The organism is Neisseria viridiae (genome assembly GCF_962747995.1).
In the GTDB taxonomy this organism is placed as follows: Bacteria; Pseudomonadota; Gammaproteobacteria; order Burkholderiales; family Neisseriaceae; genus Neisseria; species Neisseria viridiae.
Window position 1 is genome coordinate 138825 of sequence record NZ_CAUJAJ010000004.1, and the last position, 25359, is coordinate 164183.

A 25359-nucleotide genomic window follows, 5' to 3' on the forward strand; every position below is an offset into this window, starting at 1 on the left:
GAGACTTTGAGGTTGGCGGTCGCGGTGCCTGCTACGGCTTTGTCGTAGGCCACTTTGACGGCTTTGGGGGTGGCGGCGGTGTCTTCCGCGTCGCTTATGGTATTGTCGAGCTGAACGATGCCGGGGCGGTCGGTGCGGGCGGTGTCGATGGCGTGGGTGTGGCTGTTTTCTTGGACGGCGTTTTGGCTTGTCGCGGTGATTTGCCCGGGCGTGCCCAGTGCGATGGTGCTGCTTTGGGCAAGGCTGCCGCCGCCTGTCAGTCCGTCGCCTGCGTTGACGGCGGTGTCTGCTGCTGCTTTGCCTTCTGTTGCCGTCTGAAGGGCTTCGGTTCGTTTTTTGAGCCAGATGGTGCGGTTGGCGAGGGCTTGGAGCGGCTGGTTGATGGGCGCGGCCACGCCGCCGACAACTTTGTCGCCTGGCTCAAGTAAGCGCACTTCTTGGTCGAATTGGTTTTGCTCTACGGCATTTGCCATTTTGGTGGTTCCTTTGCTTGGGTCTTAAGGGGGCGGCGCGTCAGGCGGCGCCGAAACTGTATTCGCCATCAAAGCTGATTTTGCCGTTCCATAGGAGCGGGTTGGCGCGGTAGTCGAGGCTCAGCAGCTCGCAGCGCAGCGGGGCGATGTCTTCAAGCAGGGCGCGGATTTGCGCGGCCTGCCTGTTACTGACGGGTCGGCTCAGGACGATGCTGTATTTCGCCCAGTCGTCCTCCCTGCCGCCGAATGTGCGGCTGCCGTCGAACAGGACCTCGCCGTTCCATGTGAACTCGTTGGCGCGTTCGATGATTTGGACTTCGCCCAACTGGAGCAGGCGGAACAGTTGGCGGATGGCGTGAGGCGTGCCTTTGTGGGCGTGGATTTCGTCAAACGCGGCAATGAGGCGGCGGCGCGCTTCGTCGGTCTGCGCCACATCCCAGCCTTCGGACGTTTCGATGCTGCGCTGCCAAGCGAGGAAGGGCAGGAAGGCGGGGTCGCATCGGGCGGGGTCGAGCTGCCGGTTGATGGCGGCGGTATCGAGCGCGGCGGTTTCGCCGTCGGTCAGACGGGCGAGCGCGTGCTGCAGGGGGCTGTTGTTGGACGGGATGGTGCTGTTCATTATTCGTGCTCGGTGATTTCGGTGATGCGGATATATTCGCCTTCGCCGCAAACGATGTCGGCGGCGGGGCTGTGCAGTGTGATTTTTTTCACGCCGGGGGTGTCTAACGCACCGATGATTTTAGACAGGGCCACGGATGCGCCGATGCGGGCGTTTTGCCGCCATAGGTTGTCCAAGGCTTCGCGGGCGGCTTGCCGTTCGGCTTGAATATCGGCGGCGGGGTGGTATTCGGCGGAATACGCTACTGCCGCGTCTTTCGGCAGGGCGGCGGTTACTTGCACGTTGTCGCAAAGGGGGCGGCGTGTTTCGGCGGACAGGTATTCGCGCGCGGCGGTCAAAATGGTTTCGTCGGGCGTGCCGCCCTGTGTCTTGATGAATACTTCCACGCTGCCCGCTTCGCGGCGGATGGCGCGGGCGTGTGTGATTTGGGGGTGTGCGTCGATGGCGTGGGCTTCGTAGGCGGCGCGTGGCCCGGCGGCGGCGTATTTTTCGGGATGGGCTTGGACGCGGGCGCGGAGTGCGTCGTCGGTTTCGTATTCGGCGGCAACCGGCGGGTTCGCGTCGGGGTCGGCGGTGCGGATGGTTTTGCGGATCAGTCCGTATTGGGCGGCGATGTGGTCGAGGTCGCTGCCTTGTGCGTATGCCAAGAGGTTGGCTTTGACGGCTTCGTTGATGCGGTTGCGGACGAGCAGCTCTTGATAGGCTTGCTGTTGCAGGTCGATGGTTAGGGGTTCTGATTCTAATTCGAGGGTTTGGGCGACGGTTTCGCGGATGCTTTCGGGGCATAGGGCGACGAGGGCGGCTTTTTTGCGCGCGAAGATGCTTTCAAAGTCGGTTTCTTCGATGGCGGCGGGCGCGGGGAGTTGGCTTAATCGGTTGTTTTCCATTGCTTATCCTGTTGTTTTTATTATTCGATGCGGTAGGTTCGTTCATTGCCGTCGGCGAGGGTTACGTCTAGGGTTAATTTGATTTTGCCGGCGGCGATGGCGGCGGTGTCTGCCTGTATGCGGCGGACGGTTATGCGCGGTTCCCATCTTGCGAGGGCGGTAACGGCGGCTTGGTGGATGAGGGCGATGGCGGCGGGGCCTGCGGGCATATCGATCAAGTCGGGAATAAAGCTGCCGTATTCTTCGCGCATGAGCCGCGTTCCTATCCTTGTGAACAGGATGTTGCGGATGGATTGGGCGATGTGGGCGGCGGTGTCTTGCCCGCGTCCGTTTTCTGCGTCGGTCATTGGGGTTTTCCTGTCGTGCCGCCGGAGTCGCCGGGGTGGGTGTGTTCGGACAGGCTGATGCCGTTGCTGACAACCGCCCCTGTGTTGGTCAGTGTGCCGTTGTGGTTGATGTCGCCGTCAATGTTCGTGCCGCCGCCGCTGCCGCCTTGGCCGTTCATGCCGTTTTGGTAGGTCAGCAGCCCTTGGGCGGTGGTGGTTTGGTTGACGGTCAGGTGGCCGGTTATGGTGGTTTGGGGGGTGTCGATGGTCAGGCTTGTTGCGGCTTTGAGTTCCATCTCGCCGGTTTGGTGGTTGTAGCGGATGTGCGCGCCGTCGGGGAATCGGACGACGGTTTCGGCGGGGTCGGCGGACGGGGCGGGGTATCGGTCGGAGGCTTGGCCGCATAAAACTACGCCGTTCTCGGGTTCGCCAGCGGGGGATAAGATGGTGCAGGCTTCGCCGACACTGGGGATGCGCCATACTGACACGCCGCCGGCAAAGGGGACGATATAGGGCAGCCAGTCGGTGGTCATGCCGCCGTGTTGTGCGCGGACGCGGTTGGACGCGGGGTCGGTGTCGGCGATGGTGGCGGGTTTGATGAGGTTGTCTATTTGGCGGTCGGTCATTTCTGCCTCGTCTTGATGTGGGAAGCCGCCCCGTAATGGCGGAACGGGGCGGCTTTTGCCGTTTCCGGCGGGCTTCCAACAGAGCGAGGTTATTTTGGGGCGGCGGCGGGTCGGGGGCAAGCGGTGTGGGGCTTGGTTGTGGTTTTTAGGTTTTTTGGGGGGTAAAAATGCCGTCTGAAGGTTTCAGACGGCGTTTGTTTTTTCTATCCAATCGAGGAACTGTCGCCATTTTTCCAGCGGCATATCGGCCCGACGGGTTTCGGTATCGGGTTCGGCTTCCCAGCGGCCTACCTGTATGTAGTGCTTCACTCCGACGATTTGCGCCAACTCGGCCTGCGTCAGTTTGCAGCGGTTGCGTAGGGTGCGGAGGTTGTAAGGCGTGTAGCCGAGTTCCAGGTCGTTGCGGTTTATTTTGTTTCGCATATTTTTTTGACTGCCCGGCGGCAGGTTTCGGTAAGGACGGCGGCAAATCGGGCTTCGTCTGCCGGTTTGCCGTCGAAAAAAATAAAATCGTAAAGGGTAATGCCGTTTTCGGAATGGCGGTAATGCCCGCCCGGGCATTCGCCGTCTGTCTTCCTGTGGATTTTGGCAATCAGGCGGGGATAGCGGCAATGGGTAATGAAACGGCTTGCGCCGTCTTGCCCGATAATCCATTCGGGGTAGCGGTTGAATAGTGCGGCTCTGTTCATTTTGTTCGTGGGATAAAGCCCCTTGCGGGGCTTGTGGTCAGGCAAATTTGAATATCAGTGCCAACACGGCGGCGATGGCGGTAACCAGACCGGTGGCCGCCATCATGGGATACCAGCGGGACTCTTGGGCTATTTTTACGGATTCGGCGTTGATTTTGTGCGCGTCGGCAATGATTTTGGCGATTTCGGCATCTATTTTTCTTAACTCGGCGCGTTTCGTTTCTTGTTCGATTATGTTCATTGGATTTCCTTTCGTTTTTGGCGGTTGCCGCCGCTTGTCGGATGGCAGGATGTCTGCCATGTGTGTATATTAATACCTTTTAGGTCTTATTGCAAGTGTTTTGGGCAGGATGCCGTCTGAATTTTTTTCAGGCGGTTTTTTTGTTTTGCGGGGTTTGGGCGGCGGCTTCCCAGGCGGCGCGGTGGTGGCGGCTGTACCATTCGGCGAGTTCGCGCCGCTCTTGGAGGCGGTAGCTGTCGGCGGTCAGGTAGTGGTGCAGGCTGGAAAATCCGGCGCGTTGGAGGGCGGCGCGGCTGATGTGGCCGAGGGCGAGGTCTGTTGTGAGTGTGTCTTTTCCGGCGGTCAGACAGATGTTGGCAAGCAGGTGGCGGAAGCCGTGCATGGTGTGGTTGGATTTGCCGGGGGTTTTGCCGTCGTAGCCCAGGCGTTTGATGGCGTTGAGGGCGAATTTGATGCCGACGTGCGGCGGGCGCGGGTCGTTTTTGCGGCGCGGCCGGATGCAGGGGAAAAGGTGTGGGGTGTGTCCTGTTTGTGTGTACAGCTCTTGGAGGATTTCGACCGCCCAGTCTGACAGGGGCTGGGTAAAGTTGTTTTTTGTTTTCATGGCGGCGGCGGGGATGTGCCATAACCGGGCGGACAGGTCTATGTCTTGCCAGCGGGCGGACAGCAGGGTATTTGGTCGGGGGGCGGTCAGGGCGGCAAGCAGCAGCAGGGGGCGGGCGTACGGGTGCAGGTCGTGGGCGGTTTGGAGGGCGCGGTAAAAGTCTGTCAGTTCGTCGGGGCGGATGTGGGGCTGGGGTTTGGGTTTGCTTGTGTTCAGCAGTGGGCGGGCGGTGGTGGCGGGGTTGCGCCGCTCGTCGGTAATGATGCCGCGCCGGACGGCATAGTCCCATATTTGGGCGAGGATTTGGACGGTGCGCTTGGCGCGGGCGGGGATGTTGCGGCGGTTGAGGTGTTCGATAAATTTTGATACGCCGGCGGTGGTGATGTCGTTGATGTCGGTGTTGTTTTTGTAGTATTCGGTCAGGTAGGCGAGTGAAAAGCGGTCGCCTTCCAGTGTGTTGCGGGCGCGTTGCCCTATCCGGCTTTTTTGCCATTCGCGCGCCAATTCGGGCAGGCTGCGCCCGCTGCCGGGACGGGTGCGGCGGCGTTCGGCCACGGGGTCGATGCCGGCGGCGGTCTGCGCCCGGGCGGCGCGGGCAAGTTCGCGGGCCTGCTTGAGGCTGACGGCGGGATATACGCCCAAGGCTAGGGTTTTCTCGCGCCCGCCGTGCCGGTAGCGCATCCGCCAGTATTTGCTGCCGTTGGGGTGCAGCAGCAGATATAAGCCGCCGCCGTCGGCCAGCTTGCTTTGTTTGCCGTCTGCCTTGGCTGCTTCTATTTGTTTTTGGGTCAGTTTGTTGTGTGCCGCCATTTTGTTTGCCTTTTCCTTTTCCTTTGCCTTTGGGTTTGGTTGGGGTGCTTCTGTGTTCGGGCTTGTGTTTTGTACCCTGATTTGTACCCGCTTTTTTGTGTTGCTTGCTGTGAGTGGCAGTATAGGCGTGGGGGCTGTCTTTGCAAAGGGGTTTTTGTATATCGCTGTTTTTTATTTTGTTTTGTGTGGGTGTGTGGGTCGGGGTTGGGGGTATTCGTTTTTAGAAGCCGTTTTCCATCATGATTTGACCGGGAATGCGGTTGCGGTGCATGGCGTAACCCATGTCAAGCAGCGTTTGGAAAGTGTCTTTGACCATTTCCGGGTTGCCGCAAATCATAAACCGTGTGGATTCCGGGGTGAACTTGGTATGCAGCGCCTGTTCGATGCTGTTGTTTTTTAAGAGTTCCGGAATGCGTTTTCCACCTAAGCCCGAGGGGTTGGCGGCACGGGTGGTAACAGGGACGAAACGGAACGAGTGTCCGTATTCGCCTACCAGGGGATGTTCGGTCAATGCGGCGAGCCGGTCGTTGAAAATCAATTCTTCGGGAAAAGATACGGAATGTATCAGGTTGACGGTATCGAAACGCTGCCGGATTTCGGGTTGTTCGAGAATGGAAAGGAAGGGGGCGATGCCGGAGCCGGTGCAGAGCATCACCAAATCCTTGCCGTCGGGGAAGCGTTCGGGCAGGAGGAAGCCGGTGGCATTTTTATCGAGCAGGATGGTGTCGCCCTGTTGCATTTTGGCGAAACGGGCCGACATGGGGCCGTCTTGGATGAGTACGGCAAAATATTCGAGCGTGTCTGCATATTCTGCGGAAACGATGGAGTAGGCACGCCAAATAAAGCCTTCACCTTCGTAGAAACCGAGTCGGGAGAACTGTCCGGCTTTAAAACGGTAGGATTCGGGACGGCTGATGGCGAAAGTGATGAGTTTCGGCGTGTGGTGTTTGACCCACAAAATCTTTTCTTCAGTGAATTTTGCTTCGGGTGAGGCTGCCATGTTGTTGTCCTTGAGTGTGTTTGTCGGGATTATAGCCAATTTGGGTGTTTTTTTCTTCCTTACTCTGCTGGATTTTATGAAAAAATTAGGCTTGACCGTTTTTATCATCATACTTTTTCAAATACTACTAAAAAATGCATTACCGACTAGGCAGTAATGACGACGGATAGTTTTACAAAAGTTTCGGTCTACAGTTTATAGGTTTATAATAATAAAAATATCTATCAAAAGAATGTAATTTTTCTTTTTTTAAAAGTTGCATCTTGCCATTCTTGTAATCACATTCGTAATATTCAACATTTTTCAAATCCGAATCAAATAGATATTGAGGTAAAACATTCCCTTCTCTGTCTAGTTCTATTAATTCCTCAAAAACTATCTTACCTTTATAATAAAAAACAATTTTTTGGAAATCTGAATTGATTATATACAGTTTTACATAATCCCAATTAAAATTAGTTATATCACTAATTAAGAATTCTTTTTTATTATAATTAAAACTTATTTTGCTTATTACATTCTTTTCAAATATAAAAAAAATAACAATAGTGATTAATAAAGAAAATATATAAAGTATATTTTTATTCATCTTTTATCTTCTCCATTGTCTGGCTGAAATTTGTGCTCTGATTTGTTTTCTCCTCTGCTGAATTTTAAATCCAGCACCAGTATTATCTAATTGAATCAATGTATTGCTTGTATTTTGGTAATATTTTTCCAGATAATCTTTTTCTTACGATATCATAATTTCCATTACTGTTTCTTTCTGCTTGATAAAAACCATTATTTTTATAAGTTTCCAAAATTAATCCAGCCAACTCTTTTGTATTTAACCTGTTAGTATATTTGGAATTTGCCCGATGCCGGCAGTAGAATATCCCTTTTATCCTCAGCAGAGCCGATGTCTTCACGCAAAATCATCCACATCGACATGGACGCGTTCTACGCATCGGTAGAACTGCGCGAGCAGCCGCATTTGAAAGGGCGGCCGGTGGTCGTGGCGTGGGAGGGTGCGCGTTCGGTGATTTGCGCCGCATCGTATGAGGCACGGCAGTTTGGGCTGCATTCCGCGATGTCGGTGGCAACGGCGAAAAGGCTGTGTCCGCAAGCGGTGTATGTGCCGCCGCATTTCGATTTGTACCGTCAGGTTTCCGCGCAGATTCACGCCGTATTCAGGCGTTATACCGATTTAATCGAACCCCTGTCGCTGGACGAAGCCTATCTTGACGTTACCCATAATTTCAAAAACATCCCTTACGCCAGCGAAGTTGCCAAAGAAATCCGTGCCGCCATTTTTGCGGAAACGGGTTTGACCGCATCCGCAGGCATCGCGCCGAACAAATTTCTGGCGAAAATCGCGTCGGACTGGCGCAAGCCGAACGGGCAGTTTGTGTTGCCGCCGCACAAAGTCATGGCATTTTTGGAAACTCTGCCTTTGGGCAAAATCCCCGGAGTGGGCAAGGTAACGCTGAAAAAAATGCAGTCGCTGGGTATGCAGACGGCGGGCGACTTGCGCCGTTTCGAGCGCGGCGAGCTCTTAAACCATTTCGGACGCTACGGCTACCGCCTCTATGATTTGGCGCGCGGTACGGACGAACGCCCCGTCAAAGCCGAACGCGAACGCCTCCAAATCTCCACAGAAATCACCCTGCCCGAAGACTTGCCGCTGGAGCAGGCTGCCGGACACCTGTCCCATCTTGCCGAAGACCTGTGGCGGCAAATCACGCGCAAAAACGTCGAAGCCCAAAGCGTAACGCTCAAGCTGAAGACCTACGATTTCCGCATCATCACGCGCATGCTGACTTATTCCTCCGTATTGCCCGACTGCGCCTCCCTGCTTCAGGCGGCGCAAATGTTGACGGCGCGCGTCCCGCCGCAGACGGAAGACGCGTTCCGCCTTATCGGTATCGGCGTGGGACATCTTGTGCCGAAAAACCAGCAGCAGGGCTTGTGGGCGTAAACCGCTTGCCGCGCGCCGTTCAAAAATATGCCGTCTGAACGGCTTTCAGACGGCATCGCGGCATCGGTTTAATCCGCCGGACCGCCTTTTTTCATGCTGTCGAGCCTTCCGATTATGTCGGCAAGGTTGCGCCTGCCTTCTTCCTTGCTCACAATCGGTTCGCCGCCTTTGCGTCCCAATATTTTCAAATCTTCCTGCGGCATTTCTCCTATAAACCGGCTGGGTTCGGGGAATTGCCAAACCCCTTGTTTTTTGCGTTTGACGCAGTGGGTCAGTGTAAGTTGGCGTTTGGCGCGGGTAATGCCGACGTACATCAGGCGGCGTTCTTCTTCGACGTTGCCTTCTTCGATGCTGTCGTTGTGCGGCAGGATGCCCTCTTCGCAACCGACAAGGAAAACATACGGATACTCCAAACCTTTGGCGGCGTGTAGCGTGGACAGAGAGACGGCATCGGCTTCCTCCTCGTCTTTTCTCTCCAAAAGTCTCATCAAGGCGACGGTTTGGGCGAGTTCGATGATGTTTTTGCCGTCCCCTTCTTCTTTTCGTGCAAACCACGATACCAACTCGCCGACGTTGCGCCATTTGATTTCGCCGGCTTTGCCTTCCTCGTTTTGCATCAAATGGTTTTCGTAGCCGATTTCTTCGAGCAGGCTGTTGATGAGTTCGCCTGCCTCGGCGGTTTCGGCTTTGGCGCGGTAGTTGCCGAACATATCCATAAAGGCTTGCAGGTGTTGGCGGTTGGTATTGTTCAGTGTGGCAAGGGCCTCTTCGTTTTGTGCGGCTTCATACAGGCTGCATTCGTGTTCGTACGCGTAGGCGTTGAGTTTGCCCAGCGTTACGTCGCCGATGCCGCGTTTGGGCGTGGTAATGGCACGTAGAAAGGCGGGATCGTCATTGGGGTTGGCAAGCAGCCGCACATAAGACAACACGTCTTTGATTTCGGCTTTGTCGAAAAAGCTTTGTCCGCCGGAGAGCCGGTAGGGGATGCGCGCGCTGCGTAAGGCTTCCTCAAAAATCCGTGCCTGATGCTTGCCGCGGTATAACACGGCGAAATCGGCATATTGGGTTTTGTCGCCGCCGATGAGTTTTTGTTTGACGATTTGGCTGACGACCCAGTCGGCTTCGTGTTGCTCGTTTTGGCAGGCAACGACTTTGACGGGCTCACCTTCGCCCAATTGCGACCAAAGTTTTTTGGTAAACAGCTTGGGGTTGTTTTCGATGACTTTGTTGGCGATTTTGAGAATGCGCGCGGTGGAGCGGTAATTTTGCTCCAGCTTGATGACTTTCATCTGCGGATAGTTTTCCTGCATTTTGCGCAGGTTTTCCATGTTTGCACCGCGCCATGCGTAGATGGACTGGTCGTCGTCGCCGACGGCGGTAAACATGCCTTCCGCACCGGTCAGAAGTTTCATCAACGTAAATTGGCAGGTATTCGTATCTTGGCATTCATCAACCAGCAGATAACGCAACCGCCGCTGCCATTTGTTGCGCACTTCGCTGTTTTGCTGCAACAGTACGGAGGGCAGGCGGATTAAGTCGTCGAAGTCCACAGCCTGATAGCTTTGCAGGGTTTCCTGATAGCTCGAATACACGCGCGCGATCTGTTGTTCCCACACATTAGAGGCCGTCTGAACGACATCTTCAGGCGTTTTTAAATCGTTTTTCCACAGGGAAATCTGCTGCTGTGCTTTGAATAAAGCTTCTTTGCCCGTTCCGCCCAAAAGTTCATCGATGATTTCCGCGCAGTCTCCTGCATCGAGAATGGAGAAGTTTTTTTTGTAACCGATATGGTTCGCCTCTTCGCGCAAAATCTTTATGCCTAAAGCATGGAAAGTGCAGATTATTATTCGTTTAGCTTGACCTTTTGATAGCATTAAACTGATACGTTCCCTCATTTCTTTTGCGGCTTTATTAGTAAAAGTAATAGCTGCAATTTCATGGGATTGGTAACGTGATGATACAATCAAATGCTTGATTTTTTGAGTAATCACACCGGTTTTTCCGCTGCCTGCGCCGGCAAGGACGAGCAGGGGGCCGCCGAGGTAACGGACGGCTTCGAGCTGTTGGGGATTGAGTTTCATCATGTTTTGATGCCGTCTGAAATCAGTCTGCGCCGCTTTCGAGGCAGTCGAGTGCCGCACGGAGGGCGGATACGCCGATTTGCCCCGGCGCGGAGTTTTGCGTTCCCGAACCGAACGTGATGCTTGAGCCGAACGTTTGTCCGGCAAGCCGGCTGACCGCACCCGTCTGCCCCATCGACATCGTAACAATTGGTTTGGAGGCAAGCTCTTTCGCTTTGAGTGTGGCAGAAAGCAAAGTCAGCACATCTTCCGCGCTTTGCGGCATCACTGCAATTTTGCAGATGTCCGCGCCGTAGTCCTCCATCTGTTTCAGACGGCATACGATTTCTTCTTGCGGCGGCGTGTGGTGAAACTCATGATTGCAGAGCAGGGCGGCGATGCCGTTTTTTTGAGCATTTGCCACGGCGCGCCGGACGGCGGTTTCGCCGGAAAACAGCTCGATATCGATAATGTCGGGCAGGCGGCTTTCGATCAGCGCGTCGAGCAGTTCAAAATAATAATCGTCCGAACACGGGAACGAGCCGCCTTCGCCATGCCGTCTGAACGTAAACAGCAGCGGTTTGTCGGGCAGCGCGTCGCGGACGGTCTGCGTGTGGCGCAATACTTCGCCGATGCTGCCCGCGCATTCCAAAAAGTCGGCGCGGAACTCGACGATGTCGAAGGGCAGGTTTTGGATTCGGGACAGCACGGAGGACAAATCGGCGGCATCTCGGGCGATAAGCGGCACGGCGATTTTGGTGCGCCCGCTTCCGATAACGGTATTTTTGACGGTCAGGCTGGTGTGCATGGCGGTTGTTGCGGCTGAAGGGAACGGTAAAGACGCAATTATAGCAAAGGCACAGGCAATGTTTCAGACGGCATTTCTGTGCAGCCGGCTTGATATGAATCAAGCAGCATCCGCATATCGGAATGCAGACTTGGCACAAGCCCCGTCTTTTCTAGTCAGTTCGCAGTTCTTACAGTATGATTGCACAACACGCCCTAACACGGCGCGTGCAGGATACGGCGGCGGACCGCCGGTCGGAAATTTCAGAATCGGAGCAGGCATTATGTTGACCCCCACGCAGCAAGTCGGTTTGATTTTACAGCACCTCAAAACACGCATCTTGGACATCTACACGCCCGAACAGCGTGCCGGTATCGAAAAATCGGAAGACTGGCGGCAGTTTTCGCGCCGTATGGATACCCATTTCCCCAAACTGATGAACGAACTCGACAGCGTGTACGGCAACAACGAAGCCCTGCTGCCTATGCTGGAAATGCTGCTGGCGCAGGCGTGGCAGAGCTATTCCCAACGCAGCGCGTCCCTGAAAAACATTGACATCGAACGCGAAAACAACCCCGATTGGATTTTGTCCAACAAACAGGTCGGCGGCGTGTGCTATGTCGATCTGTTCGCAGGCGATTTGAAGGGCTTGAAAGCCAAAATCCCTTATTTTCAAGAGCTTGGTTTGACTTATCTGCACCTGATGCCGCTGTTCAAATGTCCCGAAGGCAAAAGCGACGGCGGCTATGCCGTCAGCAGCTACCGCGATGTCAATCCGGCACTGGGCACGATAGGCGACTTGCGCGAAGTCATTGCCGCGCTGCACGAAGCCGGCATTTCCGCCGTCGTCGATTTCATCTTCAACCACACCTCCAACGAACACGAATGGGCGCAACGCTGCGCCGACGGCGACCCGCTGTTCGACAATTTCTACTATATTTTCCCCGACCGCCGTATGCCCGACCAATACGACCGCACCTTGCGTGAAATCTTCCCCGACCAGCACCCGGGCGGCTTCTCGCAACTGGAAGACGGACGCTGGGTGTGGACGACCTTCAACTCCTTCCAATGGGATCTGAATTACAGCAATCCTTGGGTATTCCGAGCAATGGCGGGCGAAATGCTGTTCCTTGCCAACTTGGGCGTTGACATCCTGCGTATGGATGCCGTTGCCTTTATTTGGAAACAAATGGGTACAAGCTGCGAAAACCTGCCGCAGGCGCACGCCCTCATCCGCGCGTTCAATGCCGTTATGCGTATCGCCGCGCCCGCCGTGTTCTTCAAATCCGAAGCCATCGTCCACCCCGACCAAGTCGTCCAATACATCGGGCAGGACGAATGCCAAATCGGTTACAACCCCCTGCAAATGGCATTGTTGTGGAACACCCTTGCCACGCGCGAAGTCAACCTGCTCCATCAAGCACTGACCTACCGCCACAACCTGCCCGACCACACTGCATGGGTCAACTACGTCCGCAGCCACGACGACATCGGCTGGACGTTTGCCGACGAAGATGCGGCATATCTGGGCATAAGCGGCTACGACCACCGCCAATTTCTCAACCGCTTCTTCGTCAACCGCTTCGACGGCAGCTTCGCGCGCGGCGTACCCTTCCAATACAATCCCAACACGGGCGACTGCCGCGTCAGCGGTACGTCCGCCGCATTGGCAGGCTTGGCTCAAAATGACCCCCACGCCGTCAGCCGCATCAAACTTTTGTACAGCATCGCATTGAGTACCGGCGGTCTGCCCCTGATTTACCTCGGCGACGAAGTCGGCACGCCCAACGACGACGGCTGGGCGCAAGACAGCAACAAAAGCGACGACAGCCGTTGGGCGCACCGTCCGCGCTACAACGAAGCCCTGTACGCGCAACGCAACGATCCGTCGACCGCAGCCGGGCAAATCTATCAGGGCTTGCGCCATATGATTGCCGTCCGCCAAAACAATCCGCGCTTCGACGGCGGCAGGCTGGTTACCTTCAACACCAACAACAAGCACATCATCGGCTACATCCGCAACAACGCGCTTTTGGCATTCGGCAACTTCAGCGAATATCCGCAAACCGTTACCGCGCATACCCTGCAAGCCATGCCCTTCAAGGCGCACGACCTCATCGGCGGCAAAACTGTCAGCCTGAATCAGGATTTGACGCTTCAGCCCTATCAGGTCATGTGGCTCGAAATCGCCTGACGCACGCTTCCCGAATGCCGTCTGAACCGTTTCAGACGGCATTTGTGCCGAAGCGGACGGTAGTCCCCAAAAGGGAAACATGCGATAATAGCCGCCCATCACATTCCGCGCCGCAGCCCGACTGTGCCGCACATTACATACCGCATTTGTTCCGGAGTAACCCCAATGTCAGACGACAAAAGCAAAGCCCTTGCCGCCGCCTTGGCGCAAATCGAAAAAAGTTTCGGCAAAGGCGCCATCATGAAAATGGACGGCAGCCAGCAGGAAGAAAACCTCGAAGTCATTTCCACCGGATCGCTCGGATTAGACCTCGCCCTCGGAGTCGGCGGCCTGCCGCGCGGGCGCATCGTCGAAATCTTCGGACCCGAATCCTCCGGCAAAACCACACTCTGCCTCGAAGCCGTCGCCCAATGCCAGAAAAACGGCGGCGTGTGCGCCTTTGTCGATGCCGAACACGCCTTCGATCCCGTTTACGCCCGCAAACTCGGCGTAAAAGTCGAAGAGCTTTACCTGTCCCAGCCTGATACCGGCGAACAGGCATTGGAAATCTGCGACACACTCGTCCGTTCGGGCGGCATAGATATGGTAGTCGTCGATTCCGTAGCCGCACTCGTCCCCAAAGCCGAAATCGAAGGCGATATGGGGGACAGCCACGTCGGACTGCAGGCGCGCCTGATGAGCCAGGCTTTGCGCAAACTGACCGGGCACATCAAAAAAACCAACACGCTGGTTGTATTCATCAACCAAATCCGGATGAAGATCGGCGTAATGTTCGGCAGCCCCGAAACCACCACCGGCGGCAACGCCCTCAAATTCTACTCCTCCGTCCGCCTCGACATCCGCCGTACCGGATCCATCAAAAAAGGCGAAGAAGTATTGGGCAACGAAACCCGCGTCAAAGTCATCAAAAACAAAGTCGCCCCCCCGTTCCGTCAGGCAGAGTTTGACATCCTCTACGGAGAAGGCATCAGTTGGGAAGGCGAATTGATCGACATCGGCGTGAAAAACGACATCATCAACAAATCCGGCGCGTGGTACAGCTACAACGGTGCGAAAATCGGTCAGGGCAAAGACAACGTCCGCGTCTGGTTGAAGGAAAACCCCGAAGTCGCCAATGAAATCGACGCAAAAATCCGCGCCCTCAACGGCGTAGAAATGCACATCACCGAAGGGACGCAGGACGAAACCGACGGCGAACGCCCCGAAGAATAAAACCTGAAATCCCGATAAACGGTACTTCTGCTGCGAAGTACCGTTTTTTTTGAGCCGCCTCCGAACGGCTTGATTTGAGTTTTGGTATTTTTGCCCAATGGGGTGAAAAATACAGTTGCTACGCCTTACCCTACACACTTGTCCCGCGCCCTCTGAAATACACATCCGCCCGTTATGCGATACGGTTTTCCCGTTGCAAACCATCGGGCGGGGCAATAAAAATGCCGTCTGAAGTCTTTCAGACGGCATTTTTCAACGCTTCGGGGTTGTTACCAGATATAGCCCACGCCGACACCGCCGCCGGCTTTGCTTCGGGTATTGACGTTGAGCTGGCCTTTGACCACCCATTTGCCGTTGTCGCTGATGCTGGAGTAGCCGACGGCGAGTGCGCCTGTCGAACCGTATGCGCCCGTCGCGGCGGAAATCATCGATTTTCCGGGCAGGTACGATTGCGGCAAGGCGGCTGCGGCATTCGCACCGGCGGCAACGCCTTCCAATTCGCGTTTCAACGCCCTGACCATACCGACGGCCTGATCGGCGATGCCTTTGGTTGCCGCATACAGCTGGCTGCCGTTAATCGCATCGGTGGAAGTGGCAGAGATTTCGCCTGCCGCGACGTTTTGGATACGTCTTTCTTCGCCGCTCGCGCCGACAGAAACCGCACCGTGCGCCGTTGCGCCGGCAAAGCCGTTTACCGTACCTGTCGCGCCGGCGGTTGTGGTATTACCCGCCGTGCCGTCGGATTTCAGGTTGCTGCCCGGTTTTTCTGTCGCGGTTGAAGCATTACCGAGATAAACGGAATTTTCTACGGTTTTACCTAAGGCTTGCGGTACTTTTTCCGTTGTCTTATTGCCGTCCTTTCCAATAATTTCTTTTTCTTCAGTCAGCACATTGCCATTTGCATCGCGTTTCGCATTAACACTATTACCCAACACAAAAGTGTTTTTAGAAGTAATACGGTTATCGTTACCGAAAGCGTAGCTGCCGCCGGCTTTATCTTCGATGTAGTTCGGATCGCCGAATGCGCCGGATTTTTCCGCATTCACAACGTTGCCCGTACCAATCGCCACCGTGTTATCGCGCAAGGCTTTTGAGCCGTAGCCGAAAGCAATGGCATTTTCGCCTGCCGCATCGGCTTTCGCGCCGATTGCCGTTGCAAATTTGCCGCTTGCGCTGGAATCGATTTCATTGCTTCGTTCGATTCTGCTAGTCGCTTTGCCGTCGTTGGAGTGGAAGAACTTAATCCCCTGTTCATTCATATTGTAGATGGCTTCAACCACCGAATTGGTGATAACTTCTTTTCTGCCTTCCACATTATAAGTGGTCAATAACGGGGTTTTACCGTCTTCGCCCACCACGACGTTGTGATACGTTTTGTTGGTATCGTTCGCGTTTCCGGCTGTGCCGACGTTTACCGTTTTACCATCCTTATCTACCGTGATACTCGTGATATTCGGTGTTTTGTTGCCGGTCAATGCGAAAATCTGGCTGCCGTTTACCGCCTGTTTGCTATTTGGAGAAATATCGCCATTAGCCACATTGTCAATGACCACGCCCTTACCGTTCGATTGATTGTTCGGATCAAGGCTGACAACGTGTTTTTCATCGGTGGAAACTTTTGAATCATCAACCGCTTGTGTTGATATATCCGCAGTACCGTCAGCTTTGGCGTGATACCATTTATCGTTGTCTTTCACAACTTTCTTGCCGTCTGAATCCACGTTACCGAGGGTAACTTCTTTGTCCATATCAGTCGAACCGTCATCTTTCAGTTCATACCATTTAGTTTGACCCTTTGCGACAACTTTAGTGATTTTCTTACCGTTTGCATCGGTATTGTAGATTTGCGTTAAAGGCAATTCCACATCGGTTTTCACAAAGGTTGTGGTTACTTTTTCGCCGTTTGCATCGATGCTTTCCACCGTTGCCGCGCTCACTTTGGTATGTTTGCCATCGGCAAAACGGACTTTATCGTTGGCATTTACAGTTTCCGCTTTAGTATCAGACAAGGCTTTTGTCTTATCATCAAACGCTGCTTTCGCATCAGCTTCATTTGCCAAACCAAGCTCAAAGCCTGATTTCGCAATCGCATCTGCCACTTGGTTACCTGTTACATAACCAGAACCTTTGTTGGTTAGGGTAACTTCGGTTTTGTTTCCGTCAGCAGAAACGACTTTGCCGTTTTCAACCTTATATTTTTCAGTTTTACCTGTCATCGGTTTACCGGTTGTCGGGTCAATATCCTCTTTGCTGTAATACTTATCATCAACTTTAACCAGGCTCGTTTCCTTGCCATTGGTTTCTTTGACGGTAAATTCATTCGATTTAACCACTTCGCCTTTAGCCAATTCAAAGGTAATTTCACGCGTACCGTTATCCAATGTTTTACCGGACACATTGATACCGTTGCCGCTCTTGAATTTCACTTCGTTCGCATTCCGCACCTGAGCGTGATATTCCTTTGAGCCGCCTGTGGTTTTGTCCGCAGAAATGACCCAGCCCAAGCCGCGCAAATCGCCCACGGTTGCGGCGGTATTGTCGGCAACAGTCGGATTATTATTCGCGTCTTTTTCATCCAAATTGGTCAAGCCTTTATAGGCATTGTCGGCATTTTTAGTGATGTTATCTAAATCTTTACCGACAATCGGATTCTCAGGATCAAATTTCTTCAGTCCGCTCACAACGTTTTTAACCGCTTTATTACCCGCGCTGATGCCGTCTGAACCGATTTTAACTTTATCGGCATCAGTCGCATTACCGCCATTCGCGCCGGTTGCCGGCGTAAAGGTCAAGCCGTCTTTGGTAATCTTCGTGCTTGCACTGTTCGTACTGCCGTTTGCGTCTTTAAACTCCACGCTGGTCAGGTCTTTCAGGTCTTTTTTCAGTGAGTAAGTAAAGTCTTTTCCAGACTGTTTCACTTTCAAGTTATCGCCTGCTTTAAAGGTTACCTTGTCGCCCGCTTTAACTTCTTGCTCTGTTAAAGTTGTAGGCTCAACCTCGCCAGTGCCATCTTTACCAGCAGTTGCAGTCCAGCTTAAGCTGTTTAAGGCAGTTACCAAATCGCCTGCTTTAACCAGTTTATTTTTGCTATCATCAGCAACATCAGCCACTTTACCTTTCGGTTTGTCAGCTTCATTACCACTATTCACAGTAAGTGCGGTCGTATCTGCAACGATTTTTTTGCTAGTGTCATCAATCTTCCAGCCGTCGCCAACATTTACATCGTACTTAACAGTAATAGCTCCACTTTGTGCATTTTTACTTACGGTCGCTTTTGTTACATTACCATCAGCAAAGGTTACATTTGTGCCTGATGTAACGGTTTCAAAATTATCTCCGGCTTGACCAGCCTGACCATTGGCAGCGGTTGTTTTAATTCTCCAACCAGCTTTGTTCACTGCATTGATAACAGTCTCCGCAGTCACTAAGCCTTTACCCTCGTCCATATCTTCAGTTGCATTTGCTGGCGCGCCAGTATTTGCATCTTTCAACTGTTTACCAGTAAGCAACTTACCGTCTTTTTCTTTGATAACGGAAGTCTTCGCACCGATTTTAATTTCGGTTCTAGCTCCGCCGTCTTTGCTATCTACGGTAACAGTTGTTGTATTTGTATCTGCACTCAAAAATTCTACGGTGTCATAAGTGCGGACGAAATCAACATTTTCCGATTTTCCAGTTGTCGAATCGGTTTTAACGCCCTTAATGTTCCAACCGCTATTTAAAACATCTTTAACTGTTGCCGCTCGTCCATAATGGGCTGTATGGTCGCCACGCGTAACACTACTTGTGGCAGCACCATCAAGCGTATTTGTCAAGGTTGAATCTAAGCCGTTTAAATGAACATTTCCGTTACCTGCTTTCACCAAGTTCAAACCGTTTGCATCACTGGTAATATCAACTTTATTCGTGCCTTTACCAATCGATAACTTCTCACTTAAAGTTGCGCTTTCTGTCTCAATGCTTTTTGCCAAAGCAAAGGTAACGGATTTGTCATCCTTATCCAGCTTGGCTTTTAAGTTTTTGCCTGCTTTAAAGGTTAACGTGTCGCCTGCTTTGAGAGCTTGGTCTGCATTATCAGCTTGTTGATTGTCCTCAATTTCATCTTCTGTGCTTTCCACTTTCACAAAGGTTGCCGCACTGTTGATAGCCTCCGCAACGTCGCCGACAGTCGCCACTTTATTCTTGTCAGCGTCGCTTGGTTGCCCGCCATTTGCAGCAGCATCTGAAGCCTTAACAACCACTTTACCGCGATTTGTGTCAGCAGTTGTACCAGCGTTAGGCGCATCAGTTTTAACAGTTTCAAAGCTACCTTTGGTAACAGACGCACCATTAGCATCTACAGTCAATAAGTTGTCAGCATCATCTTTAGCTTTCACTTTAATCTTGCCGTCGGTATCTTTCTCAAGACCATCGCCATCTTTGGTTTCTGCCACATCAATGGTAATGGTGTGTTTGCCGTTTGCAGAAGTAGAAGTAACTTTCGCACCGCCTTTGCCTTCAAACAACACTTCATCCGCCTGTTTGACTTGTTGGCTTTTCTCATTTGTTGTGCCGTTTTTGCTAGACAATACCCAACCCAATTTACGCAAATCGCCTACGGTTGCGGCGGTGCTGTCAGCCACCAACGGCTGTTTATGCTCATCTTTTTCATTTAGATTCAATAAACCGGTATAAGCACCAGTAGCATCAAGCTGTCTCTCCAAATCGGTTGCAGAATTAGCGGTAGTATTGAAATTCGGATTATTCGTATCGCCATAAGCATTCAAACCGCTTGTAACATTCTTAACGGTTTTACCGCCGACGCTAATGCCATCTTTGGTTACGCTGATGGTGTTTCCGTTAGACGCACCTGTGCCTGCCGCAGCACCATTAGCTACCGGAGTGATGGTTAAGCCGTTTTGGTCAATCTTGGTGCTTGCACCGTTGTTACCGCCATTCGCTGCACCTTTAAGCTCAATGCTGGTCAGGTCTTTCAGCTCTTTTTTCAGCGAGTAGGTGAAGTCTTTGCCGCTTTGTTTGATTTTCAGGTTGTCGCCCGCTTTAAAGGTTACTTTGTCGCCAGCTTTGACTTCTTGTTCGGTTGCGTTACCCTCTTTTTCGCCACCGTCTTCTGTATCAGCAGTCGCCGTCCAGCTTAAGCTGTTTAAGGCTGTTACCAAATCGCCTGCTTTAACAAGTTTTTTCTTGTCGTCTTCAGAAGTAATCTCTTTGACTTTACCTTTCGGAGTTGTGTTATCAACAGCACCATTTGCAGCCGCTCCATTCACAGTAAGCGTGGTCGTATCTGCAACGATTCCTTTAGTCGCATCCACTTTTAAGCCATCAGCAGCTTTTACATCGTACTTAACAGTAATACCATTGCCGTTAGCATCTTTAGTTACAGTCGCAGTTGTACCATTGCCATCATCAAAGGTTACATTTGTGCCTGATGCAACGGTTTCAAAATTATCTCCGGCTTGACCAGCCTGACCATTAGCGGTTGTTTTAATTCTCCAACCCGCCTTGTTTACTGCGTCAATCACAGTTTCCGCAGTTACTAAGCCTTTGCCTTCGTCTGCATCTTCTGCTGTGTTAGTTGCTGTACCAGTATTTGCTTCTTTTAACTGCTTACCTGTGAGCAACTTACCATTATGCTCTTTGATAACGGAAGTCTTCGCACCGATTTTAACTTTAGTGGTTTTTCCATTATCTTCACTATCTACTGTAACCGTTGTGGTTTCCTCACTTCCGCTCAAAAACTCAACTGTGTCGTAAGTACGGACAAAATCAACATTTTCTGACTGTTTAGTTGCTGAGTTAGATTTAACACCCTTGATATTCCAACCTACATTTAAGACATCTCTAACACTTGCCGCACGTTTTTTCTCGTCGTCAGTAACATTACCGTTTAAATTAGTTGTCACTCCAGTATTAGACAACGTATCGTGCAAAGTAGAACCGATACCGTTCAGATGAACCGTAGTGTCGCCGTTTGTCCCCGCCGTTTCTTTCGCGAAATTCAAGCCTTTGGTGTCGCTTGTGATATTGACTTTATTGCCGTTCTCGCCAATCGATAATGTTTTGCTCAAAGTCGCGCTATCTGTCTCAATGCTTTTTGCCAAAGCAAAGGTAACGGATTTGCCGGTCTTATCCAACTTGGCTTTTAAGTTTTTGCCTGCTTTAAAGGTTAACGTATCGCCTGCTTTAAGGGCTTCTTCGGCATTATCTGCCCCATTGGCTGCTGCATCTTCAATGTCGTCAGTAGTGTTTTCTACTTTTACGAAAGTTTCTGCTTTGTTAATAGCGTCGGCAACATCCTTCACTGTTGCCACGTCCTTATCGGTAGCATCAGTTCCATTTGCACTTTTCGCTTTTACCTGACCTTTCTTGTCGCCATTGGCTGTGGTGCTTACAACTTCAAGCTTGCCTTTGGCAACAGACGCACCTTTCGTTGCATCAACAGTTAAAACATTGTTTCCATCTGTGTTGTCCACTTTCAGCTTAATCTTGCCGTCAGTGGTTTTCTCGATGCCGTCTGAAGCCTCGATTTTGGTTTCTGCAACATCAATCGTTACGGTATGTTTGCCGTTTTCGGTTTTTGCGGACACGGTGGCTTTGCCCGTGCCTTTGAACTCGACTTCTTCGGCGTTTTTAACGGCGGCGTGGAATGCCGTATCGGTTGTGCCTGTGCCGTTTGTGGTTTTATCAGCCGAAAGCACCCAGCCGAGTTTACGCAAATCGCCTACGGTTGCGGCTGTGGTGTCGGCTACGGACGTGCCTGTGCCCCCGCCATTTGCAGGTGTTGTAGCAGTATCTAAATTAATCAAGCCATTTTTAGCCGTATTGGTGTTGGCTGCGGGTTGTCCGTTTTGGGTATCCCCGTAGGTTTTCAAACCGCTTGCAACGTTGGTAATGGCTTTATTACCTGCACTAATGCCGTCTTTAGTTACGCTGATTTTGTTTGCATCAGTCGCACCCGCACCATTCGCCAGCGTGATGGTTAAGCCGTCTTTGTCAATTTTAGTGCTTGCACCGTTCGCGCCAGTTCCGCCATTTGCTGTATTACCCAAAGTAACGCTTGTCAAACCCGTAAGTTCGTCTTTCAGCGAATAAGTAAAGTCTTTTCCAGACTGTTTCACTTTCAAGTTTTTGCCTGCTTTGAAGGTTACAGTTTCGCCTGCTTTGACTTCTTGTTCGGTTGCTGTTGTTGGGTCAACTTCGCCATCGGTATCCTTGTCAGCTTTCGCTTTCCAGCTTAATTTGTTTAACGCATCAGCCAAACTGCCTGCATCAACAAGTTTCTTCGTATCGCCGTTAGTGCCATTAGGGGCGGTAACTTTACCGTCTGTTACGGTAAGCTTGGTCGTGTCTGCAACGATTTTTTGGTTATCCAGCTTCAAACCGTCGCCAACACTTGCAACAACTTTTCCGCCCTCAACTTTCAAGCCGTCGCCGGTGGTTACATCGTATTTGACGTTGATTTTAGTCTCGCCATTTTCGGTTACTTTGCTTACGGTTGCTGTGGTCGCATTGCCGTTTTTGAAGTTCACGCTCGTGCCGGATGTAACGGTTTCAGCAGTGCCCGCATTCACGGCGGTTGCACCGGTTTCGGCAGTCGTACCCTCGCCGCTTACCCTCCAACCGCTCTTGTTCACGGCATCAATTACGGCTTTTGCAGTAACCAAGCCGGTGCCGGTGTCATTATCATCAGTAGCAGGGGTGGTATTTGTACCGCCGTTTGTTTGATTGTCCTTACCGGTAAGCAACTTACCGTCTTTTGCAGCGATAACGGAAGTTTTCGCACCGATTTTAACTTTAGTGGTTTTTCCACTATTTTCACTATCCACAGTTACGGTTGTTGTATCTTTATTTTCACTCAAGAACTCAACTGTGTCGTAAGTATGAACAAAATCGACACTTTCTGATTGACCAGTTGTTGAACCGGGTTTAACACCCTTAATATTCCAACCCGCATTCAATACATCTTTAATACTTGCTGCACGAGTGTAATGTGTACTTTGGTTGCCCGCATCAACGTGAGTAGCAGGAGAACCCGCAAGCGTATCGTGTAAAGTTGAACCAATACCATTCAAGTAAACCGTAGTATCGCCATTAGTACCCGTAGCGTCTTTCGCAAAGTTCAAGCCGTTTGCCGTGCTAGTGATATTTACTTTTGGCGTTGCAGTACCACCTGCAACTTTATTACCGCCAATCGTTAAGGTATCACTCACTTTCGCAGTTTTAACATCAAGGTCTTTCGCTAAAGCAAATGTTACATCTTTACCATCACGTTTAACCTTTAAGTTTTTACCCGCTTTTAAGGTTAAGGTGTCGCCTGCTTTAAGGGCTTGGTCTTTAGTTGCATCTTGGGTTGTAGCACCATTTTCAATATCTTCATCTGTGCTTTCCACTTTCACAAAGGTTGCCGCACTGTTGATAGCCTCCGCAACGTCGCCGACAGTCGCCACTTTTTTCTTATCATCCGCAGTTGCTTGACCGACATTTGCAGAAGCCTTAACGGTTACTTTGCCACGGTCGTTAGCATTTCCACCTTGACCTGTAGTCGTTGTTGTCTCTACTGTATTAAACTCGCCTTTGGTAACGGACACGCCGTCATCACCTACGGTTAATAAGTTTTCTTCTCCCGCTTTGGATTTGACTTTGAGCTTAATCGTGTTACTGGTAGTAGTAGTATCTTTCTCAAGACCGTTGCCGGCTTCTACTGTTGCCACATCAACGGTTACGGTGTGTTTGCCGTTTGTGGTTTTTGCGGACACGGTTGCGCCGTTTTTGCCGACAAATTCAACTTCCGTTGCGTTTTTAACGGCAGCGTGGAACTCTTTATCTTGTGTTTCATCTGTAGTTTTCTTAGATGAAAGCACCCAGCCTAAGCCTGCCAAGTCACCTACGGTTGCGGCTTTGTTGGCTAAACCATTATTTGTTGTTGTACCGCCAGTTGCGGTGTTTGTCAGGCTGCTTAAATCAACCAAGTCTTTCTTAGCGTCATTATTATTGCCATTGTATTTAGTCAAACCACTCTTAACATTGGTAATTTCTTTGTTACCTGCACTAATACCTGACGTGGTTACGCTGATTGTGTTTGCGTCAGGCGTAGTTGTGCCTGCCGCAGCACCATTCGCCGGCGTGATGGTTAAGCCGTCTTTGTCAATTTTGGTGCTTGCGCTGCCTGTTCCGCCGTTTGCGTCTTTAAACTCTACGCTGGTCAGGTCTTTCAGCTCTTTTTTCAGGGAGTAGGTGAAGTCTTTGCCGCTTTGTTTGATTTTCAGGTTGTCGCCTGCTTTGAGGGTAACTTTGTCGCCTGTATTGACTTCTTGTTCGGTAGGTGCAGTGTTTGCAGGGTCAAGTTCGCCACCGTCTTCTTTACCGGCGGTGATTTTCCAAGAGCCGCCTGTGTTTGCGCCTTGGGTTTGGGCGGCTTTGATGGTAACGGTGTGTTTTGTTCCCTGGCTTGTGGTGGTTACTTCAACGCCTTCGCCTTTAAATTCTACTTCGTCGCCGCTTTTGACGGTCGAGGTCGTGCCGTTGCCGGCTGCGGCAGTACCGTTGGTGGTTTTAAGCTGCCAGCCTAATTTGTTTAACGCGGTCGTTAAACCGTCGGCGTTGACGAGTTTTTTCTTGTCATTTTCTGATGTAGGGGCGGTTACTTTGCCGTTGTTAACGGTAAGGGTAACGGTATCGGCAACGAGTTTGTCGGTGGTGGTGTCAATCTTCAAGCCGTCGCCTGCTTTTACTTTGAACTTGGCGGAACGCCCTTCTTGGTCGATTCCAATCCCGCCGTTTTCGCGGAGGTAGAGGTAGCTGCTTTTCAGTTTTGGGCGAGCTTCTGAAGACTCAGCAGCTTCTACTGAAATAGCACGCTTTCCCTGTTCGTCATCATTAGCAGTTGCAAACTCCGTATCTTTTAGCTTTCCATCTTTATCAACGACAAGCAAGCCAAACTTGTAATTAGGGTTCTGATTTTCATCCTCTGTCTCATACTTATCTGTAAAACTTGGGTTGTTAGGGTCAAATTCGGTATCCGGTACGTCCCCCCCCGAAGCGTTGGTGCTCGCCTGTGCCGTTGCGGACAAGAGGGTCGCCAATACGGCAACCGCCGCCGTCGCGGAGGCGCGTTTGGTGTGGTTGCGTGTGAGTTCGGATACGACTACCCAGGCATTGAGGGCCGAATTCCAAATGATGCGGTATATTTTGTTCATTTTGTTTTCTCTTTCGGTTTGTTTGAATGGTTAAATCAGGGTTTGGGGGCGGATGGTGCGGCATCTGCCCGGTGTTTTTTGGGGGTTGGGGTTTCTGATAAATTCCCCCAACTTAAAATCCCGTCATTCCCGCCTGCACGGGAATCTAGGACGTGGAATCTAAGGAAACTGTTTTATCCGGTAAGTTTCCGTGCCGACGGGTCTGGGTTCCCGCGTTCGCGGGAATGACGCGGTGGGGGTTTCTGTTTTTTTCCGATAAAATCCTGTGGTTTTTCGGTTACTGGATTCCCGCTTTTGCGGGAATGACGCGTTGGGGGTTTCTGTTTTTTCCGATGGATTCCTGTGGTTTTTCCTATGGATTCAATCATTCCTGATAAATTCCCATAATCTAAAATCTCGTCATTCCCGCGCAGGCGGGAATCTAGTCCGTTCGGGTTGGGGTTTTTCCGATAAATTCCTGTTGCGTTGTGTTTCTGGATTCCCGCCTGCGCGGGAATGACGGTGTATGGGTTCTTTTTTTCCAATAAATTCCTGTGGTTTTTCGGTTATTGGATTCCCGCCTGCGTGGGAATGACGGTGTGGCGGTGCTTGTCGGTGCGGTGCGTATGACGGGGCTTTGAGGGTTTTCCGCTTGGAATATATCATTTTTTTCGCGGGGGGGGGGGGTTTTACATT

Annotated in this window: 17 protein-coding genes and 1 pseudogene; 3 read left to right on the plus strand and 15 right to left on the minus strand. The window is 51.7% G+C overall.

What is annotated here, in order from left to right:
• Window positions 1-71: 71 nt before the first annotated feature.
• The 11 genes and pseudogenes from Q9J79_RS10435 to Q9J79_RS04375 all read right to left on the minus strand — a co-directional run.
• Window positions 72-473: pseudogene (locus tag Q9J79_RS10435) on the minus strand (tail fiber protein); the annotation flags it as partial.
• Between the two features lie 40 nt (window positions 474-513).
• Window positions 514-1092 (minus strand): phage tail protein I, encoded by a 579-nt coding sequence (locus Q9J79_RS04330; protein WP_304704075.1) that lies wholly within the window; start codon window positions 1090-1092, stop codon window positions 514-516.
• Complete coding sequence (locus Q9J79_RS04335) at window positions 1092-1979, minus strand: baseplate assembly protein (RefSeq protein WP_301911830.1); 888 nt, start codon at window positions 1977-1979, stop codon at window positions 1092-1094. Before Q9J79_RS04335 ends, Q9J79_RS04330 begins: the two co-directional genes overlap by 1 nt.
• A 20-nt stretch (window positions 1980-1999) precedes the next feature.
• Window positions 2000-2326: a GPW/gp25 family protein gene (locus Q9J79_RS04340; protein WP_107863601.1), complete on the minus strand. Its 327-nt coding sequence runs from the start codon at window positions 2324-2326 to the stop codon at window positions 2000-2002.
• A complete protein-coding gene (locus Q9J79_RS04345; RefSeq protein ID WP_301911999.1) occupies window positions 2323-2931 on the minus strand; it encodes a phage baseplate assembly protein V in 609 nt (202 codons plus the stop codon). Before Q9J79_RS04345 ends, Q9J79_RS04340 begins: the two co-directional genes overlap by 4 nt.
• Before the next feature lie 183 nt (window positions 2932-3114).
• Window positions 3115-3327, minus strand: coding sequence for a helix-turn-helix domain-containing protein (locus Q9J79_RS04350; RefSeq protein ID WP_002243493.1), 213 nt, complete (start codon window positions 3325-3327; stop codon window positions 3115-3117).
• Between the two features lie 11 nt (window positions 3328-3338).
• Window positions 3339-3620: a hypothetical protein gene (locus Q9J79_RS04355; RefSeq protein WP_101133144.1), complete on the minus strand. Its 282-nt coding sequence runs from the start codon at window positions 3618-3620 to the stop codon at window positions 3339-3341.
• A 37-nt stretch (window positions 3621-3657) separates the two neighbouring features.
• Window positions 3658-3861 carry a hypothetical protein gene (locus Q9J79_RS04360; RefSeq protein WP_021438033.1) on the minus strand — a complete coding sequence of 68 codons (204 nt, stop codon included), beginning with the start codon at window positions 3859-3861 and terminating at the stop codon, window positions 3658-3660.
• Window positions 3862-3988: 127 nt separating this feature from the next.
• The gene (locus Q9J79_RS04365) at window positions 3989-5275 is read right to left on the minus strand and encodes a tyrosine-type recombinase/integrase (protein WP_301911827.1); all 1287 of its coding nucleotides are present in this window, start codon (window positions 5273-5275) and stop codon (window positions 3989-3991) included.
• Between the two features lie 220 nt (window positions 5276-5495).
• A complete protein-coding gene (locus tag Q9J79_RS04370; protein WP_301911826.1) occupies window positions 5496-6275 on the minus strand; it encodes a ferredoxin--NADP reductase in 780 nt (259 codons plus the stop codon).
• A 172-nt stretch (window positions 6276-6447) separates the two neighbouring features.
• Window positions 6448-6864 carry a hypothetical protein gene (locus Q9J79_RS04375; protein ID WP_301911825.1) on the minus strand — a complete coding sequence of 139 codons (417 nt, stop codon included), beginning with the start codon at window positions 6862-6864 and terminating at the stop codon, window positions 6448-6450.
• Window positions 6865-7176: 312 nt separating this feature from the next.
• Between Q9J79_RS04375 and dinB the strand changes: the two genes are divergently transcribed.
• Window positions 7177-8235 carry a DNA polymerase IV gene (gene dinB, locus Q9J79_RS04380; RefSeq protein WP_301911824.1) on the plus strand — a complete coding sequence of 353 codons (1059 nt, stop codon included), beginning with the start codon at window positions 7177-7179 and terminating at the stop codon, window positions 8233-8235.
• A gap of 68 nt (window positions 8236-8303) precedes the next feature.
• Here the strand turns inward: dinB and rep are convergent, their stop codons facing one another.
• Window positions 8304-10319 (minus strand): DNA helicase Rep, encoded by a 2016-nt coding sequence (gene rep, locus Q9J79_RS04385; protein ID WP_301911823.1) that lies wholly within the window; start codon window positions 10317-10319, stop codon window positions 8304-8306.
• A gap of 19 nt (window positions 10320-10338) precedes the next feature.
• Window positions 10339-11103 (minus strand): type I 3-dehydroquinate dehydratase, encoded by a 765-nt coding sequence (gene aroD / locus Q9J79_RS04390; RefSeq protein ID WP_301911822.1) that lies wholly within the window; start codon window positions 11101-11103, stop codon window positions 10339-10341.
• Window positions 11104-11365: 262 nt separating this feature from the next.
• Here aroD and Q9J79_RS04395 point away from each other — a divergent pair, with 262 nt between their 5' ends.
• Together Q9J79_RS04395 and recA are read left to right on the plus strand one after the other, a co-directional pair.
• On the plus strand, window positions 11366-13276 hold the full coding sequence (locus Q9J79_RS04395; protein ID WP_301911821.1) for an alpha-amylase family protein: 1911 nt from the start codon (window positions 11366-11368) through the stop codon (window positions 13274-13276).
• 165 nt (window positions 13277-13441) lie between these two features.
• Entirely contained in the window at window positions 13442-14488 is a 1047-nt protein-coding gene (recA, locus tag Q9J79_RS04400) for a recombinase RecA (RefSeq protein ID WP_002213013.1), read from the plus strand.
• Window positions 14489-14757: 269 nt separating this feature from the next.
• Here the strand turns inward: recA and Q9J79_RS04405 are convergent, their stop codons facing one another.
• Both Q9J79_RS04405 and Q9J79_RS04410 read right to left on the minus strand, forming a co-directional pair.
• On the minus strand, window positions 14758-24684 hold the full coding sequence (locus Q9J79_RS04405; protein ID WP_304685247.1) for a Hia/Hsf adhesin N-terminal domain-containing protein: 9927 nt from the start codon (window positions 24682-24684) through the stop codon (window positions 14758-14760).
• 173 nt (window positions 24685-24857) lie between these two features.
• The gene (locus tag Q9J79_RS04410) at window positions 24858-25208 is read right to left on the minus strand and encodes a hypothetical protein (protein ID WP_301911817.1); all 351 of its coding nucleotides are present in this window, start codon (window positions 25206-25208) and stop codon (window positions 24858-24860) included.
• Window positions 25209-25359: the final 151 nt, after the last annotated feature.